This is a genomic window from Clostridium sp. AM58-1XD (genome assembly GCF_003464085.1).
In the GTDB taxonomy this organism is placed as follows: Bacteria; Bacillota; Clostridia; order Lachnospirales; family Lachnospiraceae; genus Lachnoclostridium_A.
The window spans coordinates 37094-58497 of the sequence record NZ_QSDR01000009.1 but is presented as its reverse complement, the minus strand read 5'-3'; the positions used below and the strand labels follow the sequence as shown (position 1 = coordinate 58497).

Here is a 21404-nt window from a genome sequence, read left to right as displayed (position 1 = left end):
ACATTCGCGGGAAAGGATTTATGTCGCGGAAGCGATTGCATGCCCCGCTTTATCGGGTACCGCGCTTGCGGGAGAGTTCGCTTGAGAACTCTTTGCTCTATCTGCAGGGGAAATTCTTCTAGGGGGTTTGAAAAACACGAAATTTGTGATATACTGCAACGAGTGGATGCTGATTGCAGCCATAATAATTTAATAAGAGCAGAGTAGGTGTATGTGCGTTAAGTGCTGGCTGTACAGGGAGTTGACAGCCGGACGAAAAGAATTTCTTGCGGTACATATGCCGCATCCCGCTGCAACGGAGGACATAAGGTGTCTCCAGTGTAGAGGTCTGCAAAGGAGGTAAGCTTATGTTTAAAGAGTCACTTGGCGAATTCAGGCATGTGAGGAACATTACCACCGCAGCCATGTTTGCCGCAATATCCGTAATTATGGGATATTTTACGGTACCGATCGGAGATTTTATCAAAATCGGCTTCTCGACCCAGGTAAACCAGATCGTATATTATCTGTTCGGACCGGTCTTTGGAGGATTTTTCGGCGGACTGCTGGATATCCTCAAGTACATCATCAAGCCTACAGGCGCATTCTTTCCGGGATTTACTCTGGGAGCTATGTTGGCAGGCGTATTATACGGCTGTTTCTTTTATAAGAGAAAGATTACGCTGCTCAGAGTTTTTGCTGCGGAATTTACGGTTTCCCTGATCTGCAACGTGCTGCTGGGTACCTTATGGCTGTCTGTGATGTATGGAAAGGGATTTGCAGTGCTTCTGCCGCTCAGGGCATATAAAAACCTGATCATGTGGCCGATTAATTCCGTGCTGTTTTACAGCGCGTGGAAGTCACTGGAGGCTTCAGGCCTGTTCAAAATGGTAAGGCAGGCAAAATCTGTCCGCATATGATGAGAAGCGGAAGAATGACAGAGATTAGATGGAAGATATATAAAGGAGGACAATCATGAGCGAAGGCTGTACACATAACTGTTCCAGCTGCGGAGAAAACTGCAGCAGCAGGGCAGCAGAACAGACAAGTTTCATTGAGCCGCTGAATCCGGCGAGCTCTGTAAAAAAAGTAATTGGCGTTGTAAGCGGAAAGGGCGGAGTAGGAAAATCACTCGTTACGTCTCTTCTGGCGGTTAAAATGAGGTCAAAAGGGTATAAGACGGCAATTCTGGATGCCGATATTACGGGGCCGTCCATTCCGAAGGCATTTGGACTTACAGATGAAGCGTCGGTATGTCAAAGGACAATTTAATGATTCCTGCTACAACATCGACGGGAATTGAAATCATGTCCGCAAACCTGCTTCTGGATCATGATACGGACCCGGTCATCTGGAGAGGTCCGGTTATTGCAGGTGCGGTAAAGCAGTTCTGGCAGGAAGCGCTATGGGAGAATGTAGACTACATGTTTGTAGATATGCCTCCTGGAACGGGAGACGTTCCGCTGACAGTATTCCAGTCACTTCCGGTAAATGGGATTGTGATCGTGACATCTCCGCAGGAGCTGGTATCCATGATTGTGGCAAAAGCGGTCAATATGGCTAAGAAGATGAATATTCCGATCATCGGACTTGTGGAAAACATGAGTTATCTGGAGTGTCCGGATTGCGGAAAGAAGATTTCCGTTTTTGGCGAGAGCCATATTGACGACGTGGCTAAAGAATACGGACTGCCGGTTCTGGCGAGAATTCCGATCAGGCCGGAAGTAGCAGGCGCTGTCGACGGGGGAACGGTTGAATACGTCGAAGCACCATGGATGGATGAAGCGGCAGGAGCTGTGGAAGAAATATAAGGATGAGAGAATACCAATGAATGTAAGTATGAATCCAAACAGCGAATTAGAACAGTCGATTGTCAGTGTTCCTGATCTGGTGCAGGTGCCGGAGCGGTTAATTTCAGAGGCGCGCCAGTTTCAGGAAGCCATGATGATGTATACGTGTGCAATCCGCGAGGTGAAGACAAAGCTGGAAGTCCTGAATGATGAACTTTCAGTAAGGAATTCCAGAAATCCAATCGAGATGATTAAATCGAGAGTAAAGAAACCACTCAGCATCGTAGAAAAGCTGCAGCGGAAGGGATTGGATGTGTCCCTGGAGTCTATGGTTAATTCCCTGGACGATGTGGCGGGGATACGTGTGATCTGTTCATTTCTGGACGATATCTATGCAGTCGCAGATATGCTTGTGCGTCAGGATGATATCAAAGTAATCACGGTTAAGGATTATATTAAGAACCCGAAGCCGAACGGCTACAGAAGTTACCACATGATTATTGAAACACCGGTATTCTTTTCCGATAGGAAAAAGCCGATGAGAGTGGAAGTACAGATTCGTACCATTGCCATGGACTTTTGGGCAAGCCTGGATCATCAGCTGAAATATAAGAAAGAGATCGGCAATTCTTCTGAAATTGGCGATGATTTGAAGGAATGTGCAGAAGTGATTGCACAGACAGATAAAAAGATGCTGGAGATCCGGCAGAAAATAGAAGCCCAGGGAATCCAGGTCAGAAAATAATGCTTTGCAGCAGCGGTATCATATCGCCCTTAAAAGGGGGAAGAATATGATACCGCTGTTTTTGGGAATACTCCAGTGACAAGAGTTCTTTTACAGAATCTGTGGAAAGCATGGAAAGTATGCCTGCGGTTCGGTCCTAGTACAGATAATAGAGGATAGTCCGCGTGATCTGGAAACCGGATTTCTTATATAAGGAGATGGCCGGCAGGTTATCTCCGTCTACATGGAGAAGGACGGTTTTATAAGTTTTAGAGGAGAGATCATTCAGAACAGAAACAACAAGTGCCGTTCCAAGGCCTTTTCTGCGAAAAGCTTCTTCTACGAAAACACCCCAGATGCAGGCGGAGCCGCCGGTGGAAAACACGCTGCATTCTCCTGCGGGAATAGAAGAGCAGCGGACGGTGTAGCAGACGCCGGCCCCGTCTTCCGAATCTGCCTTTTCCAAAGTATAACCGGATGGCAGGGAGGAGAGAGGGAGATTTTTTGACGGGATCGCGGAAAGATCCTGCTCCATCAGGCAGTCGCTGTGCTCCAATTCACAGCCCAGATGAGAGAGAACCAAGGCGGCCGAAGGAGAGCAGCCGTCCGTAAGAAACAGAAAATCTGTGTCTGGAAAATGATCTTCAGCTTCCGAAAGCAAGGCGCTGAACCGGCCTTTTTTACGTTCGGAGGGCGAGGTGGCTGCAGTGCATTCATAAAACTGGCCGGCCCTGTAGAGAGCGAGGGCGGATATCAGCAGGCCGTCTTCATACCCCAGAAAGTAAAAACTGTCTGATTCGGAAAGGCTGAACATGAGATGAGTGGGCTCATCCGCTTCGCAGAGCCGGATCAATTCCAGAAGTTCGGCAGACTGTCTGCTGTTTAACATTTGGGAAAATAGGATGTTCATATGGCTGACCTCCGGATTCGTATTTCAGGTAACCGTCGGGACGGTGGGAAAACTGGTGCAGAAGCGGTGTTGAGCTGGTTTATAAAACAGGTTCTGCTCTATATTTTCACATCAGATGTCCGAACGTAACCATTTAAGAAGTATAGTACAAAAATCGGATTGTTTTCAACAAATATTTCAGAAATTTTTTGACTTGTCTTTCGAAATGACAGGTGGTAAAATTATTAGCATGTTTGAGAGGAGAATCGCACAAGATGAAATATGTGAAAGAAATAGGAATTATTTTTGGTGTTTCCCTGGCCGGAGAATTCTTAAACAGCACCCTTCCTCTTCCTGTTCCGGCAGGTGTCTACGGGCTGTTTATACTGCTGGTCTGCCTCATGACAGGCATAGTTAAGCTGGGACAGGTAGAGTCGGCAGGAGGATGGCTGCTGGAGACAATGCCGCTGATGTTCGTACCGGTTTCGGTTGGACTGATGAACAGCTTTGGCGAACTTAAAACCGTGCTGGTTCCATTCGTAGCGATCTCTTTTATCTCTACGCTTGTAGTCATGATTATAACAGGTCTTTTATCCGATCTGGTTATCAGAAAGAAAAACAGAAAAGAGGAAACGGTATGAGAGAGGCGCTGGCTGGATCCCTTTATATGGGATTTGTACTCAGTATTGCCGCATATGAAGCGGGCATGTGGCTGAAGAAAAAAACAGGATTTCCGCTGTTCAACCCCCTTCTCGTGGCGGTTGTTCTGATTATACCGATTTTAAAGATCATACATGTCACTTATGAGGAATATAATGAAGGTGCAAAATACATCAGTTACCTGCTGACTCCTGCAACGGTCTGCCTGGCCATTCCGCTGTATAAACAGCTGCATCTTCTGAAAAAACATATGGCAGCCGTCGTCTGTGCCATAACGGGGGGAGTGATTGCGAATGCAGTAACGATTTTTTCCATGTGTCTTGCATTTCGCATGAGCCATGTCCACTATGTGACCCTGCTTCCAAAGTCCATTACGACAGCGATCGGTATGGGCGTCAGTGAGGAAGCTGGAGGGATTGTGACACTCACCGTAGTGAGCATTGTCATTACCGGTATATCAGGCAGTATTCTGGCAGAGACCATATTTAAGGCGTTCCATATCAGCCATCCGATATCCAGAGGACTTGCTCTTGGAACGAGCGCCCATGCGATCGGTACGGCTAAGGCGCTGGAACTGGGAGAGATTGAAGGCGCCATGAGCAGCCTTTCCATAGCGGTGGCAGGCCTTCTGACCGTGGCGATCGTACCATTTATTGCAAACTGGATTTAATGATGTTGTATATTGGCCGCTGACTGCGGCCGGGAGGTCGTTTCATGAATTTGTACGAGGCAATCAGAAACAGAAGATCGGTACGGACATACAGGAATGTGAGAGTTTCTGCAGAGCTTTTGCGCACATTGAAATTGTATGCGGCAAAAGTCATGCCTCTTGATGAAAGGATAAAAACGGAATTTGTGTTTCTCGGTCCTGAGGATAAGGGAGTGAAGCTGAAGGGGATGTTTCAGGCGCATGCCCCTTACTGTCTCGCTGTTTATTCGGAAGAACGCCCCGGATGGGCTTTGAATGCAGGCTTTATGATGGAACAGATGGCGCTTTATATGGTGACGAAGGGTCTGGGGAGCTGTTATCTCGGCGCTGTAAAGGCCGTCGGTCTGGAACGGGAAGGAATGAGGCAGGTCATGCTGCTGTCCTTTGGCTTTCCCAAAAGGGAGCTTTGCCGGGACCAGGAGCAGGCCAGGCGCCTGCACTGAAGGAACTTTGCGTATATCCGGAGGGAACGGCAATATCTCCCGACATCGCAGCCATCCTTCAGGCGGCACGTCTGGCGCCTTCTTCATTTAACTCCCAACCGTGGAGATTTGTGGTCCGCCATGACAAAATTCACGTTTTTGCCTGTCACAATAAGATAGCGTTTTCCGATCTGGGCAGATTCCAGGAATTTAACATAGGAATCGTACTGTCCCATATCGTGCTTGCGGCAGAGGAACAATGGGTAACGGCAGAGACGGTAAGAGAGGAAGGACTTTCAGAAAAAGAATATAAAAACGGAAAATACATCTGTACGGTAAGGCTTCACTGAGCAAGCGGATCACGTCCGCCGTTGAGTTGGAGCCTTTTTCATATTTAAAATTCCATGTGCTTTCAAATCAGTGGATGTATCAATGATGTGTGTCCATTCATACAGATACAGTTTTAAAAATAATTCTCTCTTTCTTGAAACACTGCCATATATATGCTAGAATGGGAAAGAATAAGATGAGAATATAAAATGCGATAGTTTGCGATAAAGGAGGATATTATGATTAACCAGTTGATCCAGAAGATCCAGAAGACAAAGGCGCCTGTATGTGTGGGCCTGGACCCTATGCTGAGCTACATTCCAGATCATGTGATAAAGAAAGCGTTTGATGAATACGGCGAGACGCTGGAGGGAGCGGCAGAAGCCATCTGGCAGTTTAATAAGGCAATTATTGACAGTACATGGGACCTGATTCCGTCTGTTAAGCCTCAGATCGCCATGTATGAACAGTTTGGAATTGAAGGGCTTAAAGTTTATCAGAAGACGGTTGACTATTGCCAGGAAAAGGGGCTGATCGTCATCGGCGACGCGAAGAGAGGCGATATAGGTTCCACTTCCGCAGCCTATGCGGTAGGCCATCTCGGTTCCGTGAAAATCGGCAGTTCAGTCTGCTCAGGATTCCACACGGACATGCTCACGGTAAATCCTTACCTCGGTACGGATGGTGTGAAACCGTTTGTGGACGTATGCAGGGAGAACGACAGGGGCATTTTCGTGCTGGTTAAAACTTCCAATCCTTCCAGCGGAGAATTTCAGGACAGGCTGATTGACGGCAGGCCGTTATATGAACTCGTTGCAGAAAAGGTCGTGGAATGGGGCAGCGAATCCATGGACGGCAGCTACAGCAATGTAGGCGCAGTTGTAGGAGCTACTTATCCAGAAATGAGCAGGATTTTGAGAAAGCTTATGCCTCATACATACTTCCTCGTTCCTGGATACGGAGCACAAGGGGGAACGGCTGAGGATCTCCGTTTCTGTTTTAATGAAGACGGACTCGGTGCAATTGTCAATTCCTCCAGAGGAATTATTGCAGCATATAAGAAAGATACGTACGCGAAGTTCGGACCTGAGAATTTTGCAGAAGCTTCCAGGCAGGCAGTGATCGATATGGTAGCTGACATCAGCAGCGTACTTTAAGGGGAAGAGGGAGGAATTATGGCACAGACAAAGTTAACTGCAATTGTAGTAGAACAGAACCAGCTGTCTGACGATATCTTCAGCATGTGGATTGAGGCAGAAACGATGGCAGAGCAGTGCGTGCCCGGCCAGTTTATAGCCGTATATCCCAAGGACAGGACAAAACTGCTTCCTAGGCCGATCAGCATTTGTGAAGCAGATAAAGAGAATGGCAGAATCAGAATCGTATACCGTGTAGTCGGCGGCGGCACGGAAGAGTTTTCCGGATATAAGGCCGGCGATACGGTTGAAATCATGGGACCGCTGGGAAACGGATTTCCGTTAAAGGATAAAAGGGCGTTTCTCATCGGCGGGGGAATCGGAATTCCGCCGATGCTGGAACTGGCAAAGAATCTTTCTGCTGCAGGCGGGGAGCAGGTGACCATGGTATTGGGATACCGGGATACCCTCTTTTTAAATGAAGAGCTGGAGCAGTACGGAAGGGTATATATCGCTACAGAAGACGGAAGCGCCGGTACGAAGGGTAATGTGCTGGATGCCATCCGTGAGAACGGCCTGGAGGCTGATTTGATCTATGCCTGCGGCCCTACTCCAATGCTCCGTGCTTTGAAAGCATATGCTGCGGAAAAAAACATGGAATGTTACCTTTCGCTGGAAGAGAAAATGGCCTGCGGAATCGGCGCATGTCTGGCCTGCGTATGCAAGTCGAAGGAAGTGGACGGTCATTCCCACGTGCACAACAAGAGGATCTGCAAAGACGGTCCTGTATTTGCGGCAGAGGAGGTAGAACTCTGATGAATACGAAAGTGAATCTTGCAGGAGTTATTCTTAATAACCCGGTTATGACGGCATCGGGAACCTTTGGTTCCGGCCAGGAATACGGGGAGATGGTGGATTTAAACAGACTGGGAGCCGTTGTGACGAAAGGCGTTGCCAGCGTTCCGTGGCCCGGCAATCCGACTCCGCGAATCGCGGAAGTATACGGCGGTATGCTGAATGCAATCGGCCTTCAGAATCCGGGTATCGATGTTTTCATCGAACGGGATATTCCATATTTGAAACAGTATGATACGAAGATCATCGTCAACGTATGCGGAAAGACGACGGATGAGTATATAGAAGTGGTGGAGCGCCTGGGGGATACGGCTGTGGATATGCTGGAGATCAATATTTCATGTCCGAACGTAAAAGAGGGCGGAATCGCTTTCGGCCAGGATCCAAAGGCGGTGGAAGCGATTACGAGAGAAGTGAAAAAGTATGCGAAACAGCCGGTTATCATGAAGCTGAGCCCCAATGTCACGGACATTACCGTGATGGCGAAAGCGGCAGAAGCGGGTGGAGCCGATGTCCTCTCACTCATCAATACGCTGACAGGCATGAAGATCGACATTCATAAACGCTGCTTTGCAATTGCCAATAAGACAGGCGGTATGTCCGGCCCTGCCGTAAAGCCCGTGGCCGTCCGCATGGTTTACCAGGTGGCAAATGCGGTAAAATTGCCGATTATTGGTATGGGCGGCATTATGAATGCAGAAGATGCCATGGAATTTATTCTGGCAGGTGCAACTGCCGTTTCCGTGGGAACAGCCAACTTCATCAATCCGAATACGACGGTTGAAGTGGTTCGGGGAATTGAAGACTACATGAAGAGATATCAGATCGAGGACATTAACGAACTGATCGGTGCAGTAAAGTAACGAGATAAAAAGGAGATATGACATGGAACAGTATAAGCAGGAATTTATTGAATTTATGATCGACTGCGAAGTATTAAAATTTGGAGATTTTGTAACTAAGAGCGGAAGGAAGACGCCGTTTTTTGTAAATACAGGCTTTTACCGTACGGGCGCGCAGCTGAGAAAGCTGGGAGAGTACTATGCAAGGGCGATAAAAGAAGCATTTGGCACTGATTTTGATGTGCTTTTCGGACCGGCCTATAAGGGGATTCCGCTTACGGTCGCTGCAAGTATGGCGCTCAGCGAGCATTATGATGCGGACATCAAGTACTGTTCCAACCGGAAAGAGGTAAAGGATCACGGAGATAAGGGAATCCTTCTCGGAAGCCCGATTCATGACGGAGACAAGGTGATAATTATTGAGGACGTTACTACTGCAGGAACATCCATTCATGAGACTCTGCCGATTATCCGCGCGCAGGGAGATGTGGACGTTCTGGGACTCGTAGTTTCCGTAGACCGGATGGAGCGTGGACAGGGAGAAAAATCGGCTCTCGCTGAGATTCAGGAAAATTTCGGTTTCAAGACGACGGCGATCGTCACTATGGAAGATGTGGTGGAACATCTGTATAATAAAGAATATAAGGGAAAAATTATTATTGACGATAAATTAAAAGCGGCTATTGACGCATACTATGATCAGTATGGAGTAAAATAGGAGAGACTGTGATGGAAAGAATCTATAAGACCATGAGAAACACAGGAATATGCAACATTGTCATTGGTTCCGTAATTCTCGCTGCAGGGATTGCAGTGGGGGTAATGGCCATTGTCAGCGGAGCGGTTCTTCTGAAACGAAAGTCAGAGATTACATTTTGACAGAAGCCGCCAAAGATGCCGGGGCAGCGGCGCCTGAACGCAAAGTGCTGCCCCGGCTGGAATAAAAAAGGATAATCGGAGAACCGAATGATTAGAAATACGACAAAAAAACAGAAACTGGGCTGGGTACTGTTTATCATGTATCTGGTTCTTTTGGTATACTTTATGTTCTTCGCCGAGTCTTTTGGCAGGACAACCCATGCCCAGGATGAATATGCATACAACCTTACGCTGTTTAAGGAAATCAGGCGATTTTATACGTATCGGAATCAATTGGGAATGGAGGCATTCTTTTTAAATATATTCGGTAATGTGATCGGTTTTCTCCCGTGCGGTTTTTTCCTGCCGGTGGTGAGCAGAAGAAGCAGGAAATGGTATAATACTTTTCTGCTGAGTTTTTGTTTAAGCCTTGCCATTGAAACGGTGCAGCTCGTTTTCAAAGTGGGCAGCTTCGACGTGGATGATCTCTTTTTGAATACGATGGGCGGAATCCTGGGCTATTTCCTGTACCAGGCTGTCCAGATGGTGAGGAGGAAGCTTCGTGCGCGTAAAAAAAAGTAATAAGGTTTCTTATATCCGCAAGCCTCTGGCCAGGCATAGCTTCGCGGCGCTTTTTCTGGCGGCGGCGGGGGTGATTTTTACGTTAGTGGGAATCTGGCTTGCTGTCAGAAGCAGGGGAGAGGCAGGAGTCAATGCCGCCGCCTGCGGCTTCAGCAGTGTGCTGGTGGGTCTGGTCGGCCTGTTTTACTGCTGGAGATCATTTGCGGAGCGGGAAAAAAACTATATTCTGGCCAGGATTGCACTGGCAGCAGACGGTATTGTTCTGCTGTTCTGGGTATGTATGATTGTTGCAGGATTATTGTGAGGTGATGACGGTGGATTATTGTGAAATTTTAAAAGAAGAGAATGACAACGCTGCCGAGAGGTTCGCTCTGTCTCTGGAAAGGGCAGAAGAGATTGTCCACGAAAGGGAAGTAAACGAGCCGTTTCGGGACTATTTCATACGGACCGCGCAGTTTATTGTGACGGCCGGCCGGTTGTGGAAGAAACTGAGGTCGGAAAAACCAGGGGATTTATCCCTGGAAGAATTAAAGAAAAGGAATGATATCCTCTATGAGGATGTGCTTCCTGAACATTACGGGGAAAGTTATGGAAATCCTTCTTATGCAGTGGAGAGGCTTGGAGATGGGTATGGCCAGCTGCTTTCCTTTTTATATGTGGAAATTCGCGGAGAAATCGTGTATGCGTATGAAGGGCGCCTGAGCGATATCGCTGCCCTGAATGAAACCTTTCTGGAAGTTTACGGGCTCTTTTCGTCCGCAGGACGGGAAAATGGACCGCTTCCGGATAAAAAGGAAATACGGGATGTCCTCTATTGGTACGTAAGCGATTACTGCGATCAGACGGTCGTATATCGTATACGCGAATGCCTAGATCCGTCCCTTTCATTTGCCAGGGATATCATTATGGAGTCAGACCTCAATGATTTGAGGTATCTGTATGCATTCGGAGAGTATATTTCCAATGCGGAGCTGGAGATTGCTGGCTTTCTGAACAGCCTTCCACAAGAGACGATCGATACGATGGCGGATACTTATACGGAGGGATACAGAAAGGGCTTTGCCGTCATGGGCAGGAGCCTGGAAGGAAAGAAAACGGTCGTGATCCGTTATGAACTGGGATTTGAGCGCATGATAAAGAAAGCCATAGAGAATTTTGATAAGATGGGCCTCAGGCAATTATTTACCGCGCGCCGTCTCATACGGTCAATAAAAATATGAACAGAAAAGTAGGCTATTACAGCGCCGGTCCCAATAAACAGTATGAGTATGACCACCGCCAGGACAGCGCCGTATATATGGATAAAGCGTTTAAAGACAGGAAACTGGGCGTGATGAAAGTCGCCTATGAGGAATATAAGAAAGAGGCTTCCTGGTATGCAGGTCCGGCCGTAGTGGAAACGTTCGGTGAAAGGCCGTTTGAACCTGTCAATAAGAAAGAGGCCCTTTCCCTTACGGATAAACAGGAAAAACTTACGGTTGCCTGTACGGGAGAAGCGGCGCAGATCGGTCAGGAATATATCAGAGGGGATGAAACAAGTTTTACGATCATCGCCTTCCCGGTGCCGGAGATCGGACCGGATTTTCAGAAAATATTTAAAGAAACGATCAGGATTAATACTCTGGACTATGAAAAATATAAAGTGATACAGCAGGCGGTTATCGATGTTCTGGACCAGGCGGCATGCCTGGAAATAAAGGGTGCGGGCAGCAATGAAACACGTCTGAAGGTAAGCCTTCATAAGCTCAACGACCCTGAAAAAGAGACGAACTTTGAAAACTGCGTAGCAGATGTGAACATACCGGTGGGAGAGGTTTTCACTTCTCCGGTACTTCAGGGAACGGATGGAATTCTCCACGTGGAAAGCGTGTACATCGGGGATATCCGCTTTAAAAATCTGAAAATGACCTTTAAAGACGGTATGGTAACGGATTACAGCTGCAGAAATTTTGAATCGGAGGAGGAAAACAGGAAGCTGGTTAAGCAGGTAATATTGAAGAACCACGATACGCTTCCCATGGGAGAATGTGCGATCGGTACGAACACGACGGCATATGCCATGGCGGAGCAGTTTGGAATCATCGAAAAGCTTCCGATCCTAATTGTGGAAAAGATGGGCCCCCACTTCGCCGTAGGGGATACGTGTTACAGCTGGGCCGAAGACAGTGCCGTATATAATCCGGACGGCAAGGAGATAGTCGCCAGAGACAACGAGATTTCCATTCTGAGAAAGGAAGACGTTTCCAAAGCGTATTTCAGCTGCCATACGGACATTACGATCCCCTACAGAGAACTGGATGAGATTGCAGCCGTTCTTCCTGACGGAAAGCGCATTATGGTGATAGAGAAAGGAAGGTTTGCTGTAAAGGGAGCCGAGGCTCTGAACGAACCGCTGAATTCCTGCGGACAGTAAAGAATGGCAGGGACGTCGAATGGAGAATACAGAAGTAAAAACAGAAGATAATTTATATTTTCTCGTGCGCCATCCGTATGATGAGGAGGAAATCAGGAAACTGGCAGGAAAGACCATGAGAGCGGCCTTGTCCAGCAAAAAGAGTTTTACGGTAAAGAATACGGTTTCATGGATATTTATAGGTCTAATCCTGATGGGATTTCTTCTGAAAAAAGGACTGTTGGAATGGGTGCCTTACCAGGCCAGATACCTTACGATCGCCTTGTTTGGAGCGGCAGGAATAGTCGCAGGAAGGGTGCTTATATATATTCTGGTGATGATTACGGTTAGGAGGAATCTGAAGAAAAACGAAGGCAGGGATACGTGGCTGGAATTTTATGGAGACCGGCTGGTAATCCGAGGCACCGAATCGGCAGAGATTCCTTACCGTATTTTAAAGGCAGTCAGGGAAACTGAAGCTGGTTATCTCCTGGAAAAGAAAGAGGGAAAGGGAGTTCTTGTAAAGAAGGACGGATTTATTGAGGGACTGCCGGAACAGCTGCCGGAATTTTTGAATGAGGCGATGGTAACGTGCTCAGGGCGGCCGGAAAAAGTCAGACAGGATTTTCATGGTGAGAGTGAGCGGTTCCAGGCCGTTACCGTCTGGTCCGAGCGCATTTGCATAAATGCCGCCGTCGCAGAAGTGAAATACCGTAAAAAGAAAAGGAATGCATTTGCAAAATATTTTTTATCTATATTTATGTTTGTATTTACAGCCGCGCTAATTTTCCTGGTGGAAGGATTTACGGTACAAGGCGTTCTGATCATAATTGTGATCAATGCAATTATGATTCCGCTGATCTTGCTGGTTCAATACCTCTCGTTTAAGAACGGACAAAGAGCGGACGAGAAAAAAATTAGAAAATCAGGTCTTAAAATGTGGAAGACCATTCAGCAAAGCGGGGAAATACGCCCGGCTGAATCGGAGGCAAGGTTTTTTGATGAGGAATATCTGATTGCAGAAGGAGAAACGGTTTATCACCGGGACTACGGGCAGATCAAAGGCCTTTATGAGACGGGTGACTGTCTGTATCTGGAGTATTCAGGCATCATACCGAGGGAGCTCATTGATAAAAAAGGAATCACCGGCGGACAGACAGAAGAGCTGAAACAGTTTTTGGAAGAAACATGCGGAAAGAAGTTTCAATATCTGGATATGCCGAAGAGCAGGCGGAATGAATGGATACACGGGTCAAAAACTTTCTATTGACTTCATAAAGAAAACCCTGTATCATTACATATAAGTAAATGTTAGCTAATCTTGCCTTCTTATAAGCTGAACTAATGATAAAAAAGGGCACAGATTATAATAAACAATGAACTATTCAACGAGAGAAAAGGAGAGACATACGATGGCAAAAGTAGGTATTGTTATGGGAAGCGATTCTGATATGCCTGTAATGGCACAGGCAGCAGCAATTCTGGAAAAACTGGGTGTTGATTTTGAAATGACAGTTATTTCCGCACACAGAGAGCCGGACGTATTTTTTGAATATGCAAAGTCAGCAGAGGAAAAGGGATTTAAGGTTATGATCGCAGGCGCCGGCAAGGCAGCGCATCTGCCTGGAATGTGCGCCGCTCTGTTCCCGATGCCGGTTATTGGAATTCCGATGAAGACATCTGACCTGGGCGGAGTAGACTCTCTGTATTCAATCGTACAGATGCCGTCCGGAATTCCGGTAGCAACGGTTGCGATCAACGGCGGTATGAATGCGGGAATTTTGGCAGCCAAGATTCTGGCGACGTCCGATCCGGAACTTCTGGAAAGACTGAAAAACTATTCTGAAGAAATGAAGAACGATGTGGTAAAGAAAGCAGATAAGCTGGAAGAAATCGGATACAAAGCATATCTGGAACAGATGAAAAAGTAATGCAGTGAACATATAAGATAGAAATACGGAAGCAGGAAGCCGAGGAGGACATATGGATTACAAGAAAGCCGGAGTAGATATTGAAGCAGGTTATAAATCAGTAGAACTTATGAAAGATTTTGTAAAGAGCACCATGAGGCCGGAAGTCATGGGAGGAATCGGAGGATTCTCAGGCGCATTCAATGCAGCAGCGTTTAAGAATATGGAAGAGCCTGTGCTCCTTTCCGGTACGGATGGAGTCGGCACAAAGCTGAAACTGGCCTTTGTTATGGACAAACACGATACGGTAGGCATCGACTGTGTTGCCATGTGTGTCAATGATGTGGCATGCGCAGGCGGAGAGCCTTTATTCTTCCTGGATTATATCGCGTGCGGCAAGAACTTTCCGGAAAAGATCGCTACAATTGTAAAGGGCGTAGCGGATGGCTGCAGGCAGTCGGAGGCAGCGCTTGTTGGCGGAGAGACGGCTGAGATGCCGGGCTTTTATCCGGAAGATGAGTACGATCTGGCAGGCTTTTCCGTAGGCGTTGTGGACAAAAAGGACCTGATTACAGGCGAGAATCTGGCGTCCGGCGACGTTTTGATCGGAATGGCATCTTCAGGCGTGCACAGCAACGGGTTCTCCCTTGTCAGAAAAGTGTTTGAAAAAGAATTGACAAAAGAAGGGCTGAATACGTATTACAATGAGCTGGGCAAGACTCTGGGAGAAGCGCTGCTCGCTCCTACAAAAATTTACGTAAAGGCGCTTAAATCCATTAAAAAAGCAGGCGTAACCGTAAAAGCATGCAGCCACATCACAGGCGGCGGCTTCTATGAAAATGTACCGCGTATGCTGAAGGACGGCATGCATGCTGTGATTAAAAAGGACAGTTATGAAGTTCCTGCTATTTTCCGCATGCTGGCTGAAAAAGGCGAAATTGCAGAAGAAATGATGTATAATACGTATAATATGGGAATCGGCATGATCGTTGCCGTAGATCCGGCAGATGTGGAAACGACGCTGGAAGCAGTAAAGGCGGCGGGAGAGACGCCATATGTGATCGGTTCGGTTGAAGAAGGAGAAAAGGGAGTGACCTTATGCTGAGAATCGGTGTAATGGTTTCCGGCGGAGGAACGAACCTTCAGGCTGTTCTGGATGGGATTGACAACGGCAGCATTACAAATGCAGAAGTATCCGTTGTAATCAGCAATAATCCGGGCGCTTATGCGTTAGAGCGGGCGAAGCAGCATGGAATTGAAGCCGTATGCGTTTCCCCGAAATCATTTCCGGACAGGGAGGCATTTAACGAAGCCTTTCTCGAAAAGGTAAACGAATACCGCCCGGATCTGATCGTACTGGCAGGATTTCTTGTGACGATTCCTCCAAAGATGATTAAAGAATACAGAAACCGTATTATAAATATTCATCCGTCACTGATTCCCTCTTTCTGCGGCGTTGGCTATTATGGACTGAAAGTCCACGAAGCCGCGCTGAAAAGAGGGGTCAAGGTGACGGGAGCTACAGTTCATTATGTGGATGAGGGAGTCGATTCCGGCCCGATCATCCTGCAGAAGGCTGTGGAGGTACTGCCGGGAGACACTCCGGAGGTACTGCAGAGAAGAGTGATGGAACAGGCGGAATGGAAGCTTCTTCCCGAGGCGATCCGGATGATTGCAGACGGCCTGATATAAAACAGATAAGCAGTTACATACAGCCGCCGGAGATATCCTGGCGGCTGGAAGTGTTCAATGTACATAAATAGGAGGCAGGAAACCATGAAAGTATTAATCGTAGGCGGCGGCGGAAGAGAACACGCAATCGCATGGAAGGTGGCCCAGAGCCCAAAGGTTGACAAGATTTACTGTGCGCCTGGAAACGGCGGGATTGCCGAATGCGCCGAATGTGTGAATATCGGTGCAATGGAGTTCGAGAAGCTGGCGGCATTTGCCAAAGAAAAGGGAATCGATCTGACGATTGTAGGTATGGATGATCCGCTGGTTGGCGGAATTGTCGATGTTTTTGAAAAAGAAGGGCTGCGTGTATTCGGACCGAGAAAGAACGCGGCTATCCTGGAAGGATCAAAAGCTTTTTCTAAAGATTTGATGAAGAAATATGATATTCCTACAGCTGCATATGAGACGTTTGATACTCCCGAACAGGCGCTCGCATATCTGGAAACGGCCAAGATGCCGATCGTACTGAAGGCCGACGGACTGGCTCTTGGAAAGGGCGTTCTGATCTGCAGCACTCTGGAAGAGGCCAAGGCAGGGGTAAAGACTCTGATGATGGACAAGCAGTTCGGCTCAGCGGGAGATGAGATCGTTATTGAAGAATTCATGACGGGACGCGAGGTTTCCGTGCTGTCCTTTGTAGATGGGAATACAATAAAAATCATGACTTCTGCCCAGGATCATAAGAGGGCAAAGGATGGGGACCAGGGACTGAATACCGGAGGAATGGGAACCTTTTCCCCGAGTCCCTTCTATACGGAAGAGGTGGATCAGTTCTGCCGTGAACACGTATATCAGAAAACCATCGATGCGATGAAGGCGGAAGGCAGGACGTTTAAAGGAATTATATTCTTCGGTCTTATGCTGACAGAGGAAGGTCCAAAGGTGCTGGAATACAATGCCCGCTTTGGCGATCCGGAAACGCAGGTTGTGCTTCCGAGAATGAAAAATGATATCGTGGAAGTTTTTGAGGCATGTGTGGACGGAACGCTGGACCAGATTGAACTGGAATTTGACGACAACGCAGCCGTATGTGTGGTGCTGGCTTCCGACGGATACCCGGAGCATTATGAGAAGGGATTTGAGATCACGGGCTTTGAGGCTTTCAAAGGAAAAGACGACTACTTCGTATTCCACGCAGGTACAAAGCTGGATGATAAAGGACGCATTCACACCAACGGCGGCCGCGTCCTGGGCGTAACAGCTACAGGTTCCGACTTGAAGGAGGCCAGAAAGAAAGCGTATGAAGCGACAGAATGGCTTTCGTTTGAGAATAAGTATATGAGACATGATATTGGAAAGGCAATTGACGAGATGATTGGATGAAATAGATATTTTATGGACAGCTGTGTTCTGATGAGCATGGCTGTCTTTTTTGTATATTGTGTAAAGTTCGCATCAGCAGCCAAAGCCACTTAGTAACATGACTACAATTATAGGACCGAGTGGAAATTCTCCGGGTGCAACAGAACCAATCAGTTTTGAACTGTATTACCGGGAGGCACCAAATACAACGCCAATAACTTATGAATTAATATTGCATTGGACAGAAATATGCGGCCTTATGTAAAGGAAGAGCGACTAAGATTCAAAGTAAACGGAATCGGCCGGCCAAGATCGCTGCTTTATCTACAAAACGGCGTGGGATATGCAGTCGAAGGGGATAAAGGAGGTAGAAATGATTTTATGAAAACCTTAAAGGACATCCAAACAAAGATTCCTGGAACTTTGAAACTATTTGCCTATTATACAGTAAGCAGCTTTTTGTAACTACTCATAGTCCTTTTTTCGTCAATTCTTTAATGCCGGAAGATGTATGGGGTTTTTCAAATGATTTGCGGATAGACCTGTGTGGATTTGATAAAAGTTTGCGTGGAATAAAAGCAGCCATCTTTATTGTACTGGATAATGATAAAAGGGAGACGGAGGTATTTAGGAAGCACTACTCACTTATTTTCCGGCAGAAGACTGTCGGACGTATTGCGGCTAGGTGATTGTAAATTGATGATTACGATTTGATGAAATTGTGGTATACTGAAAAAATAAAGGGATAATGAGAAGGAACACTGGCTGAGAATTTTATCAACACAGTTCACTTAAAGGACGGCATGCTCCCGCCTGTAATAGACGTGGAGTATTATGGGGATAAGAAAAATAATCCTCCCGGCCTTTTAGAGGTGCAGGAGCAGCTGAAGATCATGTTGGATAAGGTAGAAGAAAGAGCATTATCATGTGACTCCTGTGATCTATACAACGGAAGAAGTATGGGATACATATATTAAGGGGAGTTTTAGTGGGATGGAAAACGGTTCTAAAAACTGGTTTCCCCCTGCAACCATCATTTTACCCACCCATTAAATAATATATCATGACCACTACGCGGTCATGAGCCTCCGGCGGAATTTAGCGCCCGGCTTTCTTCGGTGAACGCAGAAACTGGTATGCGCGTGATATAATGGTCATTTTATGGTCATTATATCATGCATGATGGGAGGCTATATATAAAAAAGTGGATAAGGAGGCAGTGAAAATGAAGAGAAAAAAATTATTAATGTTTATTGCCATTGGCGTATTTTTGACGTTTTTCAGCATGGCAGTATACGCTGCAGAACAGGAACCTATAACGGGCAGTTATCACGCGGCCGACAATGGAGTCCGTCTGAACAGGGAAGAGCCCTCGGAAGGATATGATCCGGTTAAGGTGACGAGATTAGAGGTGCAGAAGCAGGATAATACATATAACTGGTGCTGAGCTTAGAAACGTTAAAATGGTCGGGAGAAGCATATGCGTCGGTAGACGGCCTGACCGGAAATAATGAATTTAGGGCAACGATTAAAGAAAGCCCGTTGGATCAATTGCCGGTGGGCACGAGCGTCTTGTTTACGAATGCAGGCGAAGGAACAATCGATCTTAGAAAGATTGATATAGCGGATGGCACAATCCTTTACGGTGGTAATTATAAGAAGGCTGTATACAGTGTAGACAGAAATCTTGGCGCCATGATGACCAGAGAAGAGGCATATGAAATTATTGATTATTATCTGAATTCCAATCAGGTAAGCGGTTACTGGCAGATGGACGAGGACGGCAATCAATCGGTTTTAACGGTATGGGAACACTGGCCTACGGGTTCAAAAGGAAAAATAACGATGGATCTGTTTTTGGGCAATTGTTATGAAGAGGCGCCTTATTGGGGAGTCGGTCTTCCATACTCCGATATTCCGCTGGAGAAAACTCTGTTATTTAACGCCTATGATTACTGCAGCCAGCTGAGGAGCAGGTAGGTTATCGCTGAAGGCGGTGGCCTGTACCAGTTAAAGAGAGCAACAGGAGAGAAGTTATGCCAAATATTATTAAGATAACTGATTTTTCTGCTCAGGAGCTGGATGTCTATGCCAGGCTGACGGAAAACCAGCTGTTAAACCGCCATGAACCGGAAAAAGGGATGTTCATTGCGGAAAGTCCGAAAGTCATAGAACGTGCGCTGGACGCCGGTTGTGTTCCCATATCCATGTTGATGGAGCAGAAACATGTGGAAAGCCAGGCCAGAGAGCTGATTGCCAGATGCGGCCAGATTCCTATTTACACGGCGGAATTTGACGTGCTTACACAGCTTACGGGGTTTCATTTGACACGGGGGCTGCTGTGCGCCATGAACCGCCCGTCTCTTCCGTCCGTGGAAGAAGTCTGTGCGGAGGCGCGCAGGATTGCAGTGTTGGAAAATATTATGAATCCGACAAATATTGGAGCAGTTTTCCGGTCAGCCGCCGCGCTTAACATGGACGGTATATTATTGACGCCTGCCTGCAGCAATCCGTTGTACCGCCGCGCGGTAAGGGTGAGTATGGGAACGGTTTTTCAGATTCCGTGGACGTTTTTGAGCGATCAGCCGGCCTGGCCGCGGCAGGGAATCGGCCTGCTGCATAATCTTGGCTTTAAAACTGCAGCAATGGCTTTAAATGACGATTCTATATCGATTGATGATCCTGTGCTGGCTGCAGAGGAAAAGCTGGCGGTTGTCCTTGGTACGGAAGGAGACGGACTGGCGCCGGATACGATTGCATGCTGTGACTATACGGTCCGCATTCCCATGGCACACGGGGTGGATTCGCTGAATGTCGCGGCTGCGAGCGCCGTGGCATTCTGGCAGCTGGGACTTAACCGTAAATAATAAAGTAAAATAACGAGGGTGTTGCAAAAGTCGAATCCGCATTGCCGTCGATACCAGATTTCGTTCCAGGCAGTGGCCAAGTCACTACATCTGGTATCGGCGGCAATGCTCTATTCCTTTTTGCAACATCCTCGTCTTCAATAAAAGAGGATGCAGTAAAACCGGCCGCATCTTCTTTTTCATGTCTTCTATAATTCTGAATAATTTTCTTCTGATACCTTTTCTAAGCTCCTTTTGTCAGATCTTTCACGCTGGCCCGGACCACGAGCCTTCCGGTGATCTGGGTTTTAACCGGCATGAACCTGGAATCCTCGATCAGCTGAAGCAATTGAAGCACCGACTGTTTTCCCATGATATTTCTTTGCACATGAATCGTGGTAAGCGTCGGGGAACTGATAGAGGAATAAGGGATGTCGTCAAATCCGATCAGGGAGACGTCCTGGGGAATTTTATAACCCATTCCCTTAAGCGCCTTTATGGCTCCCAGAGCGATCGTATCATTTTCGGCGAAAAAGCAGGATGGAAGCGCAGGCTTTTTCTCCAGAACTTTGACAAAATCATCGTGTGCACCGAGCATGGTAGGCTTTAGCCGAAATTCGTTTTCACTGTGAAACTGCAGTCCAAGTTCCTTAACGTATTTAATAAAAGCCTGATACCGTTCGGCAAAGTTCTCTGTTACCGTGTCGCTGCCTAAATAACCAAGTTCCGTATGGCCGCATTCTCTGCAGTACTGAAGGGCCATATATACATTTTCCGCATTGTTCATACATACGCTGCTGCAGCGATAGTTGGGAACGGTATTGTCCACGACGACGAACGGTATGGGGATCGAGTCGAGATAAGGAAATTCGTCTTCCATGACCTCCGTTGCAATCAGTATAACTCCGCAGTATTTGCTGTAATCTATGGATGCGAGCACAGATTTCAGAGATGTTTTCGCTACGGTCATGGTCATGCCGAGATGCTCAGCACGGAGTTGTTCTTCAATGGAATCAATAATCATGGAAATAAATCCCTGGTTCTCTTCTACAAACATACCGCTTTTCCAGTACTTCATTAAAAGGACGTTGCTTACATTTTTCGATTTGCGGGTGGACGGCGTGTATTCATAAAGCTTCACTGCATCCAGCACCTTCTGACGGGTTTCCTCGCAAATCCCCTTTTTTCCGTTTAAAACAAGGGAAATGGTCGAGGGTGAAACTCCGATCAGCTTAGCGAGCTCTCTGATGGTCATACAGCTCCTCCGATTTCCGGATTGTAAAAACGGACATCTTAAACGCCCTTAAACAATCCTGATATTTTACTAATCATACGATATAAAAAGTATAGCACAGACAAAAATCAGAGTCAACTTTTTACTGTCGAAAACATATGTTTAATAAACAAAATGCGGCAAAAAACGATTTCCTCTAAAAAGAATTCG

25 protein-coding genes, 1 pseudogene and 1 riboswitch are annotated in these 21404 nt (G+C 46.9%); of the genes and pseudogenes, 24 read left to right on the top strand and 2 right to left on the bottom strand.

What is annotated here, in order from left to right; translation table 11 throughout:
- Nucleotides 1-197 precede the first annotated feature (197 nt).
- Nucleotides 198-295: riboswitch (THF riboswitch) on the top strand.
- A gap of 52 nt (nucleotides 296-347) precedes the next feature.
- The 3 genes and pseudogenes from DXA13_RS07310 (at nucleotide 348) to DXA13_RS07300 (ending at nucleotide 2514) form a co-directional block, all read left to right on the top strand.
- Entirely contained in the window at nucleotides 348-899 is a 552-nt protein-coding gene (locus tag DXA13_RS07310; protein WP_118242945.1) for a folate family ECF transporter S component, read from the top strand.
- 55 nt (nucleotides 900-954) lie between these two features.
- Nucleotides 955-1790 (top strand): annotated as a pseudogene (locus tag DXA13_RS07305) (Mrp/NBP35 family ATP-binding protein).
- A 16-nt stretch (nucleotides 1791-1806) separates the two neighbouring features.
- The gene (locus DXA13_RS07300) at nucleotides 1807-2514 is read left to right on the top strand and encodes a GTP pyrophosphokinase family protein (protein ID WP_118243080.1); all 708 of its coding nucleotides are present in this window, start codon (nucleotides 1807-1809) and stop codon (nucleotides 2512-2514) included.
- Between the two features lie 136 nt (nucleotides 2515-2650).
- On the opposite strand, the gene DXA13_RS07295 is transcribed toward DXA13_RS07300, so the two are convergent.
- Nucleotides 2651-3403: an N-acetyltransferase gene (locus DXA13_RS07295; protein WP_118242942.1), complete on the bottom strand. Its 753-nt coding sequence runs from the start codon at nucleotides 3401-3403 to the stop codon at nucleotides 2651-2653.
- Between the two features lie 254 nt (nucleotides 3404-3657).
- Between DXA13_RS07295 and DXA13_RS07290 the strand changes: the two genes are divergently transcribed.
- The 21 genes from DXA13_RS07290 (at nucleotide 3658) to DXA13_RS07195 (ending at nucleotide 19981) form a co-directional block, all read left to right on the top strand.
- Nucleotides 3658-4023, top strand: a complete 366-nt coding sequence (locus DXA13_RS07290; RefSeq protein WP_118242940.1) for a CidA/LrgA family protein — start codon at nucleotides 3658-3660, stop codon at nucleotides 4021-4023.
- A complete protein-coding gene (locus DXA13_RS07285) occupies nucleotides 4020-4712 on the top strand; it encodes an LrgB family protein (RefSeq protein WP_118242938.1) in 693 nt (230 codons plus the stop codon). The genes DXA13_RS07290 and DXA13_RS07285 overlap by 4 nt, the downstream gene beginning before the upstream one ends.
- A 44-nt stretch (nucleotides 4713-4756) precedes the next feature.
- On the top strand, nucleotides 4757-5194 hold the full coding sequence (locus DXA13_RS07280) for a nitroreductase family protein (protein WP_118242936.1): 438 nt from the start codon (nucleotides 4757-4759) through the stop codon (nucleotides 5192-5194).
- Nucleotides 5158-5523 (top strand): nitroreductase family protein, encoded by a 366-nt coding sequence (locus tag DXA13_RS07275; protein ID WP_181995558.1) that lies wholly within the window; start codon nucleotides 5158-5160, stop codon nucleotides 5521-5523. Before DXA13_RS07280 ends, DXA13_RS07275 begins: the two co-directional genes overlap by 37 nt.
- A gap of 219 nt (nucleotides 5524-5742) precedes the next feature.
- On the top strand, nucleotides 5743-6660 hold the full coding sequence (pyrF, locus tag DXA13_RS07270) for an orotidine-5'-phosphate decarboxylase (RefSeq protein WP_118242932.1): 918 nt from the start codon (nucleotides 5743-5745) through the stop codon (nucleotides 6658-6660).
- 18 nt (nucleotides 6661-6678) lie between these two features.
- A complete protein-coding gene (locus tag DXA13_RS07265; RefSeq protein ID WP_118242930.1) occupies nucleotides 6679-7455 on the top strand; it encodes a dihydroorotate dehydrogenase electron transfer subunit in 777 nt (258 codons plus the stop codon).
- The gene (locus DXA13_RS07260; protein WP_118242928.1) at nucleotides 7455-8357 is read left to right on the top strand and encodes a dihydroorotate dehydrogenase; all 903 of its coding nucleotides are present in this window, start codon (nucleotides 7455-7457) and stop codon (nucleotides 8355-8357) included. The genes DXA13_RS07265 and DXA13_RS07260 overlap by 1 nt, the downstream gene beginning before the upstream one ends.
- 22 nt (nucleotides 8358-8379) lie before the next feature.
- On the top strand, nucleotides 8380-9054 hold the full coding sequence (gene pyrE / locus DXA13_RS07255; RefSeq protein ID WP_118242926.1) for an orotate phosphoribosyltransferase: 675 nt from the start codon (nucleotides 8380-8382) through the stop codon (nucleotides 9052-9054).
- 11 nt (nucleotides 9055-9065) lie between these two features.
- A complete protein-coding gene (locus DXA13_RS20935) occupies nucleotides 9066-9215 on the top strand; it encodes a hypothetical protein (protein ID WP_181995557.1) in 150 nt (49 codons plus the stop codon).
- An 87-nt stretch (nucleotides 9216-9302) separates the two neighbouring features.
- The gene (locus DXA13_RS07250; protein ID WP_118242924.1) at nucleotides 9303-9776 is read left to right on the top strand and encodes a VanZ family protein; all 474 of its coding nucleotides are present in this window, start codon (nucleotides 9303-9305) and stop codon (nucleotides 9774-9776) included.
- The gene (locus DXA13_RS07245; RefSeq protein WP_118242922.1) at nucleotides 9757-10080 is read left to right on the top strand and encodes a calcium:proton exchanger; all 324 of its coding nucleotides are present in this window, start codon (nucleotides 9757-9759) and stop codon (nucleotides 10078-10080) included. The genes DXA13_RS07250 and DXA13_RS07245 overlap by 20 nt, the downstream gene beginning before the upstream one ends.
- Before the next feature lie 10 nt (nucleotides 10081-10090).
- Entirely contained in the window at nucleotides 10091-10996 is a 906-nt protein-coding gene (locus DXA13_RS22895) for a hypothetical protein (RefSeq protein WP_347559748.1), read from the top strand.
- Nucleotides 10993-12189, top strand: coding sequence for an aminopeptidase (locus tag DXA13_RS22890; protein WP_347559747.1), 1197 nt, complete (start codon nucleotides 10993-10995; stop codon nucleotides 12187-12189). The genes DXA13_RS22895 and DXA13_RS22890 overlap by 4 nt, the downstream gene beginning before the upstream one ends.
- A gap of 19 nt (nucleotides 12190-12208) precedes the next feature.
- Entirely contained in the window at nucleotides 12209-13438 is a 1230-nt protein-coding gene (locus tag DXA13_RS07235) for a YcxB family protein (protein WP_118242920.1), read from the top strand.
- A 142-nt stretch (nucleotides 13439-13580) separates the two neighbouring features.
- Nucleotides 13581-14099 carry a 5-(carboxyamino)imidazole ribonucleotide mutase gene (purE, locus tag DXA13_RS07230; protein ID WP_118242918.1) on the top strand — a complete coding sequence of 173 codons (519 nt, stop codon included), beginning with the start codon at nucleotides 13581-13583 and terminating at the stop codon, nucleotides 14097-14099.
- 52 nt (nucleotides 14100-14151) lie between these two features.
- The gene (gene purM, locus DXA13_RS07225; RefSeq protein WP_118242916.1) at nucleotides 14152-15183 is read left to right on the top strand and encodes a phosphoribosylformylglycinamidine cyclo-ligase; all 1032 of its coding nucleotides are present in this window, start codon (nucleotides 14152-14154) and stop codon (nucleotides 15181-15183) included.
- On the top strand, nucleotides 15177-15770 hold the full coding sequence (gene purN, locus DXA13_RS07220; protein WP_118242914.1) for a phosphoribosylglycinamide formyltransferase: 594 nt from the start codon (nucleotides 15177-15179) through the stop codon (nucleotides 15768-15770). Before purM ends, purN begins: the two co-directional genes overlap by 7 nt.
- Nucleotides 15771-15854: 84 nt before the next feature.
- Nucleotides 15855-17135 carry a phosphoribosylamine--glycine ligase gene (purD, locus tag DXA13_RS07215; RefSeq protein ID WP_118242912.1) on the top strand — a complete coding sequence of 427 codons (1281 nt, stop codon included), beginning with the start codon at nucleotides 15855-15857 and terminating at the stop codon, nucleotides 17133-17135.
- A 1204-nt stretch (nucleotides 17136-18339) separates the two neighbouring features.
- On the top strand, nucleotides 18340-18561 hold the full coding sequence (locus DXA13_RS07205) for a hypothetical protein (RefSeq protein ID WP_118242907.1): 222 nt from the start codon (nucleotides 18340-18342) through the stop codon (nucleotides 18559-18561).
- Nucleotides 18555-19094: a hypothetical protein gene (locus DXA13_RS07200; RefSeq protein WP_118242905.1), complete on the top strand. Its 540-nt coding sequence runs from the start codon at nucleotides 18555-18557 to the stop codon at nucleotides 19092-19094. Before DXA13_RS07205 ends, DXA13_RS07200 begins: the two co-directional genes overlap by 7 nt.
- Before the next feature lie 56 nt (nucleotides 19095-19150).
- Nucleotides 19151-19981, top strand: coding sequence for an RNA methyltransferase (locus DXA13_RS07195; RefSeq protein WP_118242903.1), 831 nt, complete (start codon nucleotides 19151-19153; stop codon nucleotides 19979-19981).
- 223 nt (nucleotides 19982-20204) lie between these two features.
- On the opposite strand, the gene DXA13_RS07190 is transcribed toward DXA13_RS07195, so the two are convergent.
- Nucleotides 20205-21215 (bottom strand): LacI family DNA-binding transcriptional regulator, encoded by a 1011-nt coding sequence (locus DXA13_RS07190; RefSeq protein WP_118242900.1) that lies wholly within the window; start codon nucleotides 21213-21215, stop codon nucleotides 20205-20207.
- Nucleotides 21216-21404 lie beyond the last annotated feature (189 nt).

What these genes read in the sequence shown, in the direction of transcription:
- DXA13_RS07265 (WP_118242930.1), top strand. Translation starts at nt 6,679, where the DNA reads ATGGCACAGACAAAGTTAACTGCAATTGTAGTAGAACAGAACCAGCTG.
- DXA13_RS07235 (WP_118242920.1), top strand. Translation starts at nt 12,209, where the DNA reads ATGGAGAATACAGAAGTAAAAACAGAAGATAATTTATATTTTCTCGTG.
- DXA13_RS07295 (WP_118242942.1), bottom strand. Translation starts at nt 3,403, where the DNA reads ATGAACATCCTATTTTCCCAAATGTTAAACAGCAGACAGTCTGCCGAA.
- DXA13_RS07300 (WP_118243080.1), top strand. Translation starts at nt 1,807, where the DNA reads ATGAATGTAAGTATGAATCCAAACAGCGAATTAGAACAGTCGATTGTC.
- pyrF (WP_118242932.1), top strand. Translation starts at nt 5,743, where the DNA reads ATGATTAACCAGTTGATCCAGAAGATCCAGAAGACAAAGGCGCCTGTA.
- DXA13_RS07250 (WP_118242924.1), top strand. Translation starts at nt 9,303, where the DNA reads ATGATTAGAAATACGACAAAAAAACAGAAACTGGGCTGGGTACTGTTT.
- DXA13_RS07205 (WP_118242907.1), top strand. Translation starts at nt 18,340, where the DNA reads ATGAAGAGAAAAAAATTATTAATGTTTATTGCCATTGGCGTATTTTTG.
- DXA13_RS07310 (WP_118242945.1), top strand. Translation starts at nt 348, where the DNA reads ATGTTTAAAGAGTCACTTGGCGAATTCAGGCATGTGAGGAACATTACC.
- DXA13_RS07190 (WP_118242900.1), bottom strand. Translation starts at nt 21,215, where the DNA reads ATGACCATCAGAGAGCTCGCTAAGCTGATCGGAGTTTCACCCTCGACC.
- purD (WP_118242912.1), top strand. Translation starts at nt 15,855, where the DNA reads ATGAAAGTATTAATCGTAGGCGGCGGCGGAAGAGAACACGCAATCGCA.
- purE (WP_118242918.1), top strand. Translation starts at nt 13,581, where the DNA reads ATGGCAAAAGTAGGTATTGTTATGGGAAGCGATTCTGATATGCCTGTA.
- purN (WP_118242914.1), top strand. Translation starts at nt 15,177, where the DNA reads ATGCTGAGAATCGGTGTAATGGTTTCCGGCGGAGGAACGAACCTTCAG.
- purM (WP_118242916.1), top strand. Translation starts at nt 14,152, where the DNA reads ATGGATTACAAGAAAGCCGGAGTAGATATTGAAGCAGGTTATAAATCA.
- DXA13_RS20935 (WP_181995557.1), top strand. Translation starts at nt 9,066, where the DNA reads ATGGAAAGAATCTATAAGACCATGAGAAACACAGGAATATGCAACATT.
- DXA13_RS07290 (WP_118242940.1), top strand. Translation starts at nt 3,658, where the DNA reads ATGAAATATGTGAAAGAAATAGGAATTATTTTTGGTGTTTCCCTGGCC.
- DXA13_RS07285 (WP_118242938.1), top strand. Translation starts at nt 4,020, where the DNA reads ATGAGAGAGGCGCTGGCTGGATCCCTTTATATGGGATTTGTACTCAGT.
- DXA13_RS22890 (WP_347559747.1), top strand. Translation starts at nt 10,993, where the DNA reads ATGAACAGAAAAGTAGGCTATTACAGCGCCGGTCCCAATAAACAGTAT.
- DXA13_RS07195 (WP_118242903.1), top strand. Translation starts at nt 19,151, where the DNA reads ATGCCAAATATTATTAAGATAACTGATTTTTCTGCTCAGGAGCTGGAT.
- DXA13_RS07260 (WP_118242928.1), top strand. Translation starts at nt 7,455, where the DNA reads ATGAATACGAAAGTGAATCTTGCAGGAGTTATTCTTAATAACCCGGTT.
- pyrE (WP_118242926.1), top strand. Translation starts at nt 8,380, where the DNA reads ATGGAACAGTATAAGCAGGAATTTATTGAATTTATGATCGACTGCGAA.
- DXA13_RS07280 (WP_118242936.1), top strand. Translation starts at nt 4,757, where the DNA reads ATGAATTTGTACGAGGCAATCAGAAACAGAAGATCGGTACGGACATAC.